The 13,621-nt window shown below is 40.1% G+C and carries 10 protein-coding genes; 5 read left to right on the plus strand and 5 right to left on the minus strand.

Annotated features, from left to right (window positions below):
* Positions 1-86: 86 nt before the first annotated feature.
* A complete protein-coding gene (locus B9A58_RS10895; RefSeq protein ID WP_084373211.1) occupies positions 87-710 on the plus strand; it encodes a rhomboid family intramembrane serine protease in 624 nt (207 codons plus the stop codon).
* 1 nt (position 711) lies between these two features.
* Here B9A58_RS10895 and B9A58_RS10900 read toward each other — a convergent pair whose 3' ends face one another.
* On the minus strand, positions 712-1,566 hold the full coding sequence (locus B9A58_RS10900; RefSeq protein WP_084372875.1) for a DUF1571 domain-containing protein: 855 nt from the start codon (positions 1,564-1,566) through the stop codon (positions 712-714).
* Positions 1,567-1,673: 107 nt separating this feature from the next.
* Between B9A58_RS10900 and B9A58_RS10905 the strand changes: the two genes are divergently transcribed.
* Together B9A58_RS10905 and B9A58_RS10910 are read left to right on the plus strand one after the other, a co-directional pair.
* Positions 1,674-3,575: a S9 family peptidase gene (locus B9A58_RS10905; RefSeq protein ID WP_084372876.1), complete on the plus strand. Its 1,902-nt coding sequence runs from the start codon at positions 1,674-1,676 to the stop codon at positions 3,573-3,575.
* 3 nt (positions 3,576-3,578) lie between these two features.
* Positions 3,579-3,821 carry a hypothetical protein gene (locus B9A58_RS10910; RefSeq protein ID WP_084372877.1) on the plus strand — a complete coding sequence of 81 codons (243 nt, stop codon included), beginning with the start codon at positions 3,579-3,581 and terminating at the stop codon, positions 3,819-3,821.
* Positions 3,822-3,882: 61 nt separating this feature from the next.
* Here B9A58_RS10910 and B9A58_RS10915 read toward each other — a convergent pair whose 3' ends face one another.
* A complete protein-coding gene (locus tag B9A58_RS10915) occupies positions 3,883-6,675 on the minus strand; it encodes a TonB-dependent receptor (protein WP_084372878.1) in 2,793 nt (930 codons plus the stop codon).
* Positions 6,676-7,264: 589 nt separating this feature from the next.
* Between B9A58_RS10915 and B9A58_RS10920 the strand changes: the two genes are divergently transcribed.
* Positions 7,265-7,681, plus strand: coding sequence for a globin family protein (locus B9A58_RS10920; protein ID WP_176214754.1), 417 nt, complete (start codon positions 7,265-7,267; stop codon positions 7,679-7,681).
* A 90-nt stretch (positions 7,682-7,771) separates the two neighbouring features.
* On the opposite strand, the gene B9A58_RS10925 is transcribed toward B9A58_RS10920, so the two are convergent.
* Together B9A58_RS10925 and B9A58_RS10930 are read right to left on the minus strand one after the other, a co-directional pair.
* Positions 7,772-10,606: a TolB-like translocation protein gene (locus B9A58_RS10925; RefSeq protein WP_084372880.1), complete on the minus strand. Its 2,835-nt coding sequence runs from the start codon at positions 10,604-10,606 to the stop codon at positions 7,772-7,774.
* 1 nt (position 10,607) lies between these two features.
* Complete coding sequence (locus B9A58_RS10930) at positions 10,608-11,756, minus strand: aminotransferase class V-fold PLP-dependent enzyme (protein ID WP_084372881.1); 1,149 nt, start codon at positions 11,754-11,756, stop codon at positions 10,608-10,610.
* A gap of 50 nt (positions 11,757-11,806) precedes the next feature.
* Between B9A58_RS10930 and B9A58_RS10935 the strand changes: the two genes are divergently transcribed.
* Entirely contained in the window at positions 11,807-12,127 is a 321-nt protein-coding gene (locus tag B9A58_RS10935; protein WP_084372882.1) for a Rieske (2Fe-2S) protein, read from the plus strand.
* Between the two features lie 2 nt (positions 12,128-12,129).
* Here the strand turns inward: B9A58_RS10935 and B9A58_RS10940 are convergent, their stop codons facing one another.
* Positions 12,130-13,599: an aminopeptidase P family protein gene (locus B9A58_RS10940; protein WP_084373212.1), complete on the minus strand. Its 1,470-nt coding sequence runs from the start codon at positions 13,597-13,599 to the stop codon at positions 12,130-12,132.
* Positions 13,600-13,621: the final 22 nt, after the last annotated feature.

Genomic DNA, 13,621 nt, shown 5'->3' on the forward strand with positions numbered 1-13,621 from the left:
GAGTAGAAAATGCGCGGCATTTGAAATAATAAAAGTATTTGATTGATATTGCGATAAATTTTTTTGGATAAAGTACGATCGTAAATATGTCTTGGACAATTGTCATCATCATAGCCAATGTAGTCGTAAGCTACTTGGGCCTTCAAAACCACAACTTACAGTACAAACTGACCATGAACCCTGTGGCCGTATTGAGACAGGGCCAGTGGTATCGAGTTGTCACTTCTGGCTTCATACATTCCAATTGGGCGCATTTGGGGTTCAATATGTTTACCTTCTATTTTTTCGGTCAATTGGTAGAGCAAATATTTACTGCACTCAAAGGAGACCTGGGAGGGATTTATTTTGTCGTATTTTATTTGCTAGGAATTGTAATATCTGATTTACCCTCCTTGCTCAAGCACAAAGATCATCCACACTACAACTCCTTGGGTGCTTCTGGTGGCGTAGCTGCAGTGGTGTTTTGCAGCATTCTATTTTTCCCAACCAACAATATCTGTTTGTACGGTTTTATCTGTATTCCTGGCTTTATTTTAGGAGCCATCTACCTGATCTATTCTTATACCAAAGGAAAACAATTATCAGATAATGTGAATCACGACGCACACTTGATTGGTGCTGTATTTGGTTTGGTATTTAGTTTGATTATGGAGCCAAGAGTGATGGCTAGTTTCATTCAGCAAATTGCAGAATGGAATCCATTTGGTTAGGCTAGAAACTATAGGCCGTAAAGCCATCTGAAAATTCTTCCTCAGAGAGTTGAGGGTTGATTTCTACATTTCTGAATTCGTATTTTTCGAAAAGGCCTTGTTCGTCATATACCTCCAACTTCAATGGAATTTGCCTTTTTTGGTCAATAAACAATACCATTTTGGCTGCATAGTCAGAAGGCATTAGGATAATGTCTCCTTCTTTGATTTGTCCAAATATGCCTATCGTTTTGTTTTTTTCATAGATCATATACTCGTTGAGTCTATTTTTTAAAGCAATGCTAGAAATGCTCTCCCCTTTCTTCACTACATGATTGGAGTAAGTAAAATTGGGGTTTACCATTGAGACGATATCGCAAGGTTGCCCGTGGAGTGAGCCAGTGCCATGGTCATTTAATAATTCTGAAATGCCGTCTTTGTGTTTATAAAATAGGTACTCCATTACTGAAACCACATAATCGTACCCTCCTTCAAGAATGGTGTGATGCTGATCTTTTCGCATCAATTCGCCGTTAGGATCAAGTTTCAAATTAACCCACGGGAATCCATTTGGGTTGACTAGTGCTTTTTTTTCGTCCAATGGGTGCGGATACAGCACTTCAATCCCAGCATTGGGAGCCAATTCTTTAAGATAGATTTTATAAGGTCTTCTATGAATTTTAATTGAATAGTGATTTTCTACATAAGAACCATTGATTCGTTCTGAACGAACCAGTTCGTATTTAAGTGACTCAATATGTCTGGTAGCCTCAAATACTTCACGCACTTTTTCAGGAGCCGATTTTTTACTCGGATCTGTAAAACTTAGTGAAACTATTGCAAAAAAGGCAACTAACCAGAATTGAGACTTCATCATATTATTTCAATAAGCCAGAAATGGCATTCTTACTTATGACAAATAATAAAAGGCACACCCCCAAATGCTTTTCTATTTTGTAAATTGCCCGCAAAATCCAAGATGCTATGAAAAAGTTTATTACCCTGATTTGTTTGTCTTTATCACTTCATACAGTTTTCGCCCAGAATGTAATGACTCCGGAATTGTTATGGAGTCTGGGTCGGGTGAGTGGAATAGGAATTTCCACTGATGGCAATTCCATCGTTTATGCCGTCACCCAATATGACATAGCTACTAATGATAAAAACACGGAATATTTCTCAATTCCTGTTTTAGGAGGAGCCCCTTCCAAGATAGATGATCCTTTCAAATTATTAGCTGATCAGAGTATTTCACCTAACGGTAAGTACAAGGTTTATCATCGTCCTGTGAAGATTTATAGTGCAACAGGAAAAGATTATTATCCTGAATTGGACAAATCGGAAGTGCAAATTTACAATGATCTGATGTACAGACATTGGGATACCTGGGCGGACGGTACTTATAATCATGTGTTCATGAGTAAAGTGGACGGAACCGATGAAGTGGACATTATGAAAAACAAAACGTTTCATAGCCCAACCAAACCATTTGGGGATGAGACAGATTATATCTGGAGCCACAAGGGCGGAAAAATTTTGTATGTAACAAAAGCTAAGGCAGGCTCAGCCTATGCTACAAGTACGAATACAGATATTTTTTCATACGACCTCCATACACTCACTACAACAAACCTAACCAAAGGTATGCTGGGCTATGACAACAATCCAGCATATTCTAAGTATGGCATACTTGCTTGGTTGAGCATGAAAACAAGTGGATATGAATCGGACAAAACAGATATTGTGATTTCGGATCGATATGGAAAAAGAAACTTAACAGAGGGCTGGGATGGAACTGTGGATAGTTTCAAATGGTCTGAAGACGGCAAAACGATTTATTTCATCGCGCCATTTGGAGGAGAAAAACATCTCTTTTCTGTGGACTATCCAGGAAAATCTAAGAAGCTTCCAGTAGTAAAGCAGATTACCCAAGGGCAATTTGACGTAACAGGTATTGTGGGTCAAAACGGAAAGCAAATCATTGTATCGCGAACAGATATGAATCATGCGACAGAACTTTTCACGGTCAACCTTAGTGACGGTAAAATGAAACAACTGACGCATGTGAATGACGAAAGGTACCAGTCTATTGGCCTAGGTAAAGTAGAAAAAAGAATGATCACCACTACAGACAATAAACAAATGGTGACGTGGGTAATTTACCCACCTGATTTCGACCCAGCCAAAAAATACCCAACCTTGTTGTACTGTCAAGGTGGTCCTCACGGCCCATTATCTCAGTTTTATTCATTTAGATGGAATTTTCAGCTGATGGCGGCTCAAGGTTACATTGTAGTAGCACCAAATCGAAGAGGTATGCATGGCCATGGGGTAGAGTGGAATGATCAAATCAGTAAAGATTATGGGGGGCAGAATATCCAGGATTATTTATCAGCTATAGATATAATGGCAAAAGAGCCATTTGTAGACGAAAATAGATTGGGAGCTGTGGGAGCCAGCTATGGAGGCTATTCAGTTTTTTACTTGGCAGGAATGCACAACAAAAGATTCAAAACTTTTATATCTCATGATGGCATTTTCAACTGGAGAAGCATGTATGGTACCACAGAAGAGATGTTTTTTGTCGATTGGGAAATTGGAGGCCCCTATTGGGAAAAGGATAATGCCGCAGCTCAAAAGTCTTATGCGGAATTTAATCCAATTGAATTTGTCCAAAAATGGGATACACCTATCATGATTGTACAAGGTGGAAAGGATTATAGAGTGCCCATTGGTCAGGGCTTAGAAGCTTATCAAGCAGCACAATTGTTAGGTATAAAAAGCCGTTTGATATATATCCCGAACGAGAACCATTGGGTGCTTTCTGCACAGAATGGTATGGTCTGGCAGCGAGAATTTTTCCGTTGGTTGCGCGAAACGTTATAGAAAATGAAATGCGTTACAAATAAGATTTGCTACGACACTAAAGAACTGGCTGAGGAGGCATTGATTGAACATCGTGCACGCTATTATCATAATGAAAATAGCGGCCCGATTAATGTCTATGAATGCCGAGATTGTGGGAGTTACCATTTTACCTCACAGGGTGAGGTCAGTGAATTGATCAAGCAAAACAAATCTAAAATTGACGCTAGCCGAGAGGCCAATTATTGGGAAAGGAAACTGAGATGAAAAAAGGGTTCGCGATTGCGAACCCTTTTACTACTAACTAATTACTCAACTTTACTCTTCTTTAAAATCTTACATTTACCGTCAGGTTATACAAAGAACCCAATTGGCTGAAGTGATAGCCATCATAAGTCATTTGTGAATATCTCTGGTTGAAAGTAATAAGGTTCGACTGATTCTGCACTTGTGCAGCGTCATTCAATAATGTTTCCCCAGCTGCATTCAATGCCTTGAATTCCCATTCTGGTAACACGTTGAAGATGTTGTTCACATTGAAAGAAATGTTTACTTTATCAGTTGCACTGAAATTGACTCCTAAATCAGTAACCACCTTAGGCTTGAATTCTGTTTTTAAATTAGAATCCATTCCTTGTTGTCTGAAAGTAGTAGTGCCGAAATAGGTGTTGTTCAAAGAGAACCCGAATTTGCCTAATTCATAGTTTACACCCAATATCCACTTAGTTTTAGGTCTAGAGGTAAAGAATAAAGCTTCTTGTGTGTCATTCACTACAGATTGACCTGCACCTGCTACCAATGCTGGGTTTTTGACGTCTCCATCTCTTTCGTTCTGAATCGTATAATTTCCAGACAAGGTGAAACCTAATGTTCCATTGCCAGCACTTAAGTTTTTGTAATTAGCAACAAAATCAATACCTGAAGTTTTTGTGTCCAACGCATTAACGAAGAAACTGACATCACTTAAGTTGTTATCCGTAAGCACCTGATCTAGAGGTGTACCACCACCAGAAGTTGGACCTATCTCTGTACTCAACACAATTCTGTCAGAAACAGAAATATTGTAGTAATCTACTGTAACATCAAAATTGTCGTTTGGTCTCATGCCAAGTCCAACTGTGAAGTTGAAAGACTCTTCAGCGTCTAGCTGGGGAATACCTAACAGTTTGGCTTGTGGGGAAACGTTATTAACCAACCCACCTACTTGTATACCTGCCCCAGGTACAAAGCTGTACTGTGCTTTTTGAGTATAAATCTGGTGCAAAGTTGGTGCCCTGAATCCTGTAGAAGCAGACGCTCTCAATGTCATCTTGTCGTCCATCAATTTGTATCTGGAGCTCAGCTTCCAAACAAAAGCTTGCCCAAAGTCGCTATAGTTTTCCACTCTGGCTGTACCGTTCAACAAGAAGTTGTCTGTAACGTCATAAGACAAATCGAAATATCCTCCAATGTTGTATCTATTGAATTTACCCGAATTTTCTGGCGTGTTGCCAGCAAATGAATCGGCTCCTCCACCGTCATAAGAAGCCTTTCCTCCTTCGATTACCGTAAAGGTTTCATTTCTAAACTCAGCACCAAATGCCATAGCAAGTGATGAAGAAATTTCTTTAGAAATATCAATGTTACCTACAATATGGTTAAACCTGGTTCCTCCTGGATCAAAACTAATAGGGCTATTTTCTCTGTAAAGCAATGAACCTTCATTGATTTCTCCAGGATCTACCGCACCATCACTATTAGCATCTAACCACGTGGATGGAGAATAAACAAAATTTCTGTTGTGAGAATTGGTTACTTTATATGTCTGTGTATTTCCTCCTACAGTGAAACTTCCATCGTAAGTCCAGCCATTCATTTCAGACCTAACACCTAGGGTTCCATTGTAGTCATTTAACAAACCGTCAAAAGTTGGAACATATCCGTCATAGCCGCCAGCATTTGTTGGGTGATCGCCAGGGAAGAAATTTGCCAAGTAAGGAAAATCTGTAATAGTTCTCCAATAAGGTGTTCTGTAGTTGGCATAGCTATTTACGTTCTTATAAACATATGCCCCATTAAAATATCCTTTGGTATTGCTACTGATGTTGAACCCACCGTTCAATAAGAATTTGGCCGCAGTTGTCTCAGGTGAACCATTAATATTGCCCGCATCAGGCCTTCTATTTAAAAATTCTTGTACATCTGCGATATTAGCACCAAAATCAGCTGCTTCGCCAGCAGCATTTACAGTTCCCGGGCGATTGGCTAGCTCTCTTTTTGAGAAATCAACAGTGTAGTTTAGGAAGCCACCCTCCCCCAGACTCGTACCTGCATTCAAACTCACACCAACAGATTCTCCATCTCCTTCTCCTGTGATTCCACCTCTTAGTGTCACCGAACCATAGTCTACATCGTCTTTCAAAATGATGTTCATGACTCCGGCAATCGCATCAGATCCATATTGTGCAGATGCCCCATCTCTCAAGATTTCAACTCTTTCGATTGCGTCCTGTGGGATGGCTGAGATATCAGCGCCTGTCTCACCTCTACCGGGTGAAGTTTGGGTGTAGAGCAAGGCACTTAGATTTTTTCTCTTTCCATTGATCAGGATCAATGTTCTACTAGGCCCCATGTTTCGAATTTCATAAGGGTCAAGAAGAGAAGTAGCATCGTTTACTGGTGTCTGTACAGAGTTGAAAGAAGGCACTCTATAAGTTAAGGCCTTATCAAAAGTGTTTTGACCAGTGCTTGTCAGCTCTTTGGCGTCAAGAATGTCTACAGGTACAGCAGTGTCAATATTTGATCGAGGTCTACTTCTAGTACCTACTACCACAAGTTCGTTGAGCAATTCTACATTTTCCTCGATTGTAACGTTCAAAGATTTGTTTTCTCCAGAAGCTACAGTTACGTTGATGGTTTTTTTGTTGTACCCGACGAAGGCAACAGAAACATCATGCGTGCCAGCAGGCACTTTCAATTCGTAAGCTCCATTCACATCAGTGATTGTGCCGTTACTGCTAGAGATACTTACTGTAGCTCCGATTACTGGGCCATTCTTGTCTGTAATGGTACCACTGATTTGTTGCGCATGAACCAAAAATGGCATGACCAGCAACATTAAAATCTGTAATGATTTCTTCATGTTAAATTTATTTTAGTTGATATAGATATAGGCACAGTTGTCCTGCACTTGTTTAGATATACAGCTAAGTGATGGGTAGCACCCACCCTGATAGAAGAAAATTTTTTATTGGGGTCAGAAACAGAATATTCGACTTGTTTTGTGGCGATTTAGGATATAAAAGTGGGATGTGGTTTTCTTTTGCTGATTTAACTTAATCTTAACATTGAATTCGCAACTACAAAGGAATTCATTGCGTTCTTTGTGGTAGAAAATAGGTGCAGTCGTGCAGCTACCAAAGACACAGCGGGGATGACCAAGCAAAAGTAGATCGTCGCGAAAGGGGTTTTATGAACAAGAAGCCTCAGCTGAACTGGCAAATGCCGGTTTTTTTTGTGCCTAATTTCCCCAAAACCTAATTCCCCGCCTTAAAACCTGTCACATGACAGGTTATTACATGTCATAAAAATCGCTTGCCCTTGCTATCACCCATAGTTATCGAAAGTGGAGCCTCATAGATTTGTATTACAATTTTAATATGAGAAAATGCTTACATCGGGGTATTGAGGATGCCAATACTCCGAATTTTTCCAAACTAAAATTTAAAATCATGACAAATACAGTTGCAATAACTCCATACAATAAAAAACTGGTCCGCGCGACTTTCTGGATGGTAGAGCCAAAGGCAGATGAGGCGGCAGAAATTTTTTATACTAAACTCTTTGAGATGAGTCCAGAACTTAGACCTCTCTTCAAAGGTAATATGAGGGATCAAGGCAAAAGAATGATGGAAATGCTAAGTACAGTAGTAAAAGGGTTGAATACACTGGATGTTTTGGCTCCATTGGTAAGAAGTATGGGAAGAAGACACGTGAACTATGGAATCAAAACCGAACACTACAACATGGCGGCGGCTGCACTTATGTATTCGCTCAAAGAAGAACTCCAAGAAAATTGGAATGAGGAGGTCGAGTCAGCTTGGCTCGAGGTCTACCAAACGGTTTCAGATATCATGCAATCAGCCTAATTATGACATTTAAAAAATACGTCCGCATTGCCATCAGTTTACTTTCTTATGTTTTAATCATGGCGTTGGTGATAGCAGGGTGAATAGCATCTAGAAGGTAACACCCCCAAATATTATTTCTATTACCTGATCATTTGCGTTGGGCAAGTAGCTATAACGTACCCCCATGTCAATCAAAGGTAGCAGCCTAAACAAGTTGAAATTGAAGGATACTTCTGCACCTATAGAATAGAACAAGTCGTCAGGTTGATCAGCATCTCGTCCAATCCCCTGATCGAAAAACACATTCGTGTAAACTCGCTGAAGATTAATAATCGGCCCCAAATGCCAATCTATGTATATCAATGGCAATTTATAATTGACTGAAAGGTTGACGAATTCATCGAAAGATTGATAATTATACCCTCTCGTAAAATTGATGGGACTTGAAAATTGATAATCTTCCTGATTGGCAAATTCAAGAGCTCCTCTTAGATGCAAAGAGTGATGGTCGAACAAACCTGGGAAATAAAGGTTTGACTGTGCTGATAAAAGCTCACCATGGATATTTCCGCCAAGTGGCGTATGTTGATAACCCACGTACAACGTCTGCCCCCATTTACTATTCAAATCCAAAAAGCTTTTTTTAAGTAAACGTGAAAATTGTGCACTATAATCAAGGCTAAAAAGTTTCTGGTTTTCTGATGTTATTATCACGTTTGTTGGCAATCGATAGTCATACGCATGGATGTAGTTGTAACCAGCACTTAAGTTAGCTCTCTGGTTGTAGCGACTATTTGTAAGATAAAATGGTACTCTGATTCCCGATTCGAAAACATTTTCGGTCCATTGATAAGAAACCAATGACCCATCATCCAATCTTGCCCTAGCAGCTCTATTACCAAACCCGAAGGACACATCAATGATTGGATAAAGGGCTTGATAACTCACTTTTGCCTTACCTCTCCAGGTATTTTCATTGTTGTTGTAGATCGCGCTAGCTGACATTGTAGTTGTTTCCAACAAATCTTTTGAGGTCATACCAACTGAATAATTACTATTGTCTGGGATGGCATTGAGCCCCCAAGTATGTGGGCGAAAGGCCTTCACCATTTTATGATATTTTGAAGCGCTATATTCTGTGTCAGGGTAGTTGTACAGTACATCCTCAAAGCCTTCTTCTTCCACCATTTCTTTTTCGAAGTTGAAACCAATATATTTTACGTCTTCAATTTTTGTCCAAGAGTTAGCATCCACTGGGGTGGAGGCCATTTCGAACCCATCAGCTGTATAGTCATTGTAAAAGATCTGATTGTCTTTTGAAACCCTTGGATGAAAAGCGCCAAATTTTGAGTTGGTGACTTGGTAAGTTTCCTTAGTGACAAGATTCAGGGCATGAATATTATCAATGCCATTGTAATCAGTAGCATAGTACAACCAGCCATCGTGCAAGACTGGATTTCCCAGGTTCTCCCTGTCCGAAAAATAGAGTTCTTGCTCTTTCCCACTTTGTATATTTTTAAGAATAATGGCTTTTCCCTCTGCTCGATTCTTCAGCACTAATAAATTTTCGCCAGGGAGATCAAATTGAGGAACAGAGTACAAAGCATTTTCCTTGTTTTCAAAGGCCTTTATTAATTCTCCATTCCTGGCATTTAATAAATGAATGCTAAACAATCCATCTACAGATTGATGAATAGCGGCCACCAATTTTCCATCAGGCGAAATGGAAGGGGCTAAATACTTTGATTTTTTGGTCAGTCGAGTAGCTTCTCCTGTTTCTAGGTTTAGTTTTTTGATGACCGAGTAAGTTCTTCTTTGCCATCTAGAATCAAGCTCTAGCTCAGTCCAAACCACTGTAGAATCATTTGAACTCAATGCTTCTGGGTTTAGCCAGGTGCCCAGTTGATAAGAGGTTTCTTCTTTTCCGTCTTCGTCTATCAATACAAACGAAGCAATATCAGAAAACCCAATCTTCACTACCAAAACCTGATCATTTAAAACCTTTCTTGGATAATAGTAGTTGGTAAATTTTTTGTTTGTTTGGTGTGGTATCGCGGTGAACTTTGTAGGACTGATTTGCTCAAGTTGCTCTGTATACAGTTGCTTTTGCTCGGCCAACATTTCGTTATAAGTGGGCACCAGGTGTTTGCCTGTTGCTTTTTTCATGCTATTAGAAAAGGTAAAAGGCATATAGGGTTGTGCAAATGACCTCCCTAAAATTTTATCCCAAATATCCACACCACTTTTGTTTTTCAAATAGGTGGTCATCAGATAGCCTGTTACATAATGGTTGGGCACAAAATCCTTATATGATTTAAGGTATTGTTTATAATAATTGAATTCTTCTTTTTCTATCAAATTGGCTTTGAAAGCCATCAGAAATGAGGGGATACGCCCACGCCCTGTTCTACCAAGAGCAGTTTCTATTCCTACGGCATCTCCTTCGAAAAACCATTGGGGTGCAGCTGCCGCAGCTGCCATGAATGGGCCATACTCACCTGTGAGAAAATAGAGTGCTTTATTGAAAGGTGTAATGGCTTTTTCAAACTGAACCATGTGTCTGTACTCATGAACAGCCAATCTTTCCAGCCACCTATCGTTTCCCTGGTGGCGATAATTCTGCGGCTCGTACATATAAAACTCAGAATGAAAGGGAGCCACTGTAACAAAGCCATTGGATATGGCATGTTGGTTTTGAAGAATGACAGGGAAGCGTCTTGGACTGGCGCCAAGCGAATGGCTGGCTGGCTTATAGATGTTTTCTAAAATATTGGTGGTGCGCTGTGCTTCTGCTTCAAGGCCTTTTGGGTAAATGATTTTGAAGTGCTCACTTTTGATTTGTTGCCACTTAATGGAGGGTGGTAAATTCGGAAGCTCTTGTGCCTCTATGCGGGGAAGCGCGAAAATTAATAGGCCTATGAGTAGAGAATATTTTTTGAGCATGTTAGATAGCTTCTTTTAATGCTCTTAGTAATTTACTCATATCTTTTTCATCGTTGTAGACATGTGGAGACACGCGAATAAACTCGCCTCGAATAGACACATTCACTCTGTGTACTTTTAGAGCAGTTGTCAGATGATCTATTTTTTCCTTAGGAAATTTGATCCCGAATAAATGCGCGCCTCGTGATCCCTCTTCTTCAGCAAACAATCCTAGTTCTCTCACCTCGTCCAGCGGAGACTTGATGAGGTCTTCACAGTATTGTTGAATGTTTTCAACCCCCCACTTTCTTATTTCTTTGATAGAAGCTATCAACATAGGGTTGGCGATAAAATTGCTTTGCTGACCCATACCATAGCGCATAGCACCTGCTTCATATTCACCCTGATAGTTCACCAGATTGGCAAAGTCTTTACTATGCAACCTGTTGATCCAGTTTTGTTCAATAGGCTCTCCTCCGTCGAATCTGGAGCCATAGTAAGCGAGACCACTTGTGTAGGGTCCAAGCAGCCATTTGTATCCAGCCACGATGAGCGCATCAGGTTTTATATCCACAATGTCAAGGGGCAATGCGCCTACGGACTGAGTACCATCAATGATTAGAGCAGCACCTACTTCATCACACTTTTTCCGAATGGCCTTCAGGTCGAATAATGTCCCATCTGCCCAGTGCACATGTCCAAGACTGACAGCTTTAGTGTTTTCAGATATAGCTTCCAGAATGCTTTCATTCCATTTTTTGCCTCTTTTTTCTTCTGTATTGGGAGCTGATACTAAAATAAGATCTGCTGAGTGCTTATCACAATGGCTTTTCCATGGATAGACGTTGCTAGGAAATTGACCTTCTGTGAGGACAATGTTTTCTCCTTTTTTGATGGGCAGGTTATTGACCACATTTCCAATGCCATAAGACACAGAGGGTATCATTACAATTCGGTTAGGCTCGGGATTATTGATAAGGTCGGAATATAGTATGCGTAGGGTGTCTGCATCCTTAAAAAAGTCTTCTCCAGAGACTTTATTCGGTTGGCGTTTGGCTTTGATTCCTTCGATCCCAGCCTTTTCTACTTTCTTGAGCACGGGCGCCATATAGGCACAATTCAGATAGGCAAATTTTTTATTGAGATTAAATTTCTTTCTTTGACAGTTCATAAGGTATTGTTGTGTCGAAAGTTTAATATTAGAGAATAAAGGCCAATCTGATGGAGAAATATTTAGTTTTTGAATCTAAAGAACAGGCTGAGAGAGTCATTCCACTAAATCAAATCAAAAAGATTCGGATTGGAAAGGAGGAGTTTTGTCTGGCCCATACCATTAATGGCTTTGTGGCGTTTGAAAAAAACTGTCCCCACATGGGAGATGACTTGAGCAAAGGGAAAATAAACTCTCTTGGAGAAGTGGTCTGCCCTTGGCACAGTTATCGTTTTAGCCTGACCTTAGGAGACGAATGTGAAAATCGGTGCGACGGACTCCAGACCTATCGCACGGATTGGGAAAATGGGCAGCTACATGTGTTCGTTTGATTTTACTCCCCAGATTTCAATTCTGGCAACGTGTAATCAGTAAATATGCTGGTCTCTTTCATCAGTTTTTCAATTTCTTCAGACTTACGTGGTGCTTTGTTAGATAACAATTCGCAACCATCTTTGGTGATTAAATAGTCATCTTCTATTCTCACTGGGATGTTCCACCATTTTTTATCAGCAGGGCTGCCGCTCGGAATATAAATGCCAGGCTCAATCGTAATGGTCATATTCTCTTCTAGACTGCCATGCAGTCCTTTGTCATGTACATCCAGACCAATGTGGTGACAGCACCCATGAGGGTAGTATCTATTTCTTCCAGTTTCTGTGTTGATCACATCTTCATCTTCCACGCTTTCATACAGACCCAATTCCACCAATCCGTTATTAACTATTTCTTTGGTGGTTTCATAAAGCACGCTAAAAGGTAATCCTACCTTGCAGGTATCTGCTGCAGCTTGCTGAGCCGCATACACCAAATCGTAAATCAGTTTTTGTTCTTTTGTGAATTTGCCATTTACTGGAATAGTCCTTGTCACATCGGCAGTGTAACCATGATATTCTGCACCTAAGTCCATCAGGATCAGCTCACCATCTTCAATGGCTGGCTTGTAGTTGTCAATATAATGAAGTGTACACCCGTGGTTGCCTGCTCCCACTATACTCGGGTAACCTTCATATTCTGCGCCATATTTTTTGAATACAAATTCATGAATACCTTGAATTTCTGCCTCTGACATACCTGGTCTCATGGCTTTCATTACCTCACGTTGTCCTATGGTGGATATATCCACAGCCTTTCTGATAAGGGTCAATTCTTCCTTGGTCTTCACTCCTCTAAGTTCCTGCATCAAGGTATCTAGCGTAACTACGTCCAAATTGTTTTTCTGAGCTTCAATAGCCAGTTCCCCTTGCTTGTAACCTACCTTTTCTTTGAACTGTTCGATCAAATCGTATAAATCCCCTTCTTCTTCTGTGTCTCTGACATCATTTTGAAAATCATAAAACAGCACCTTATCAAAAGTTGAGAAGTCAATATTGAAAGTTTTAAAGTCTGGGTTTTCAAATGCGATTTGAACATCCAATTTTTCAGAAGCTCCATCTTTGCCCAATCGAGCACCATCATACAGCTCTCTTAATGCATCTCTGCCTCTGACGAAAAGAATTTCATTTAGTTTTTCATCATTTACTTGTTGTTGTTCTTTAAATACCAAAAGCACACCATGAGGTTCTTTATGCCCAGTCAGATAATAAAAATTTGGATCTTGATGGTAGACATAATAAACATCATTGGATCTGTTTCTGACGGCATTCGCGAAGAAAATCGCGACAGAGTTATCTGGCATTTTGGCTCTAAGCTCTGCACGTCTTTCTTTATGAAACTCACTTTTCAAATCATCTGAAGCTACCTTCTGTTGGGCAGTTGCCAGAACGGGCAATAAGCACAACAGCGTTCCTAATACTTTTCTCATTTTAGACATTAATGGTTTTTTG

Origin of the sequence: Reichenbachiella faecimaris, assembly GCF_900176375.1 — a bacterium.
GTDB lineage: Bacteria > Bacteroidota > Bacteroidia > Cytophagales > Cyclobacteriaceae > Reichenbachiella > Reichenbachiella faecimaris.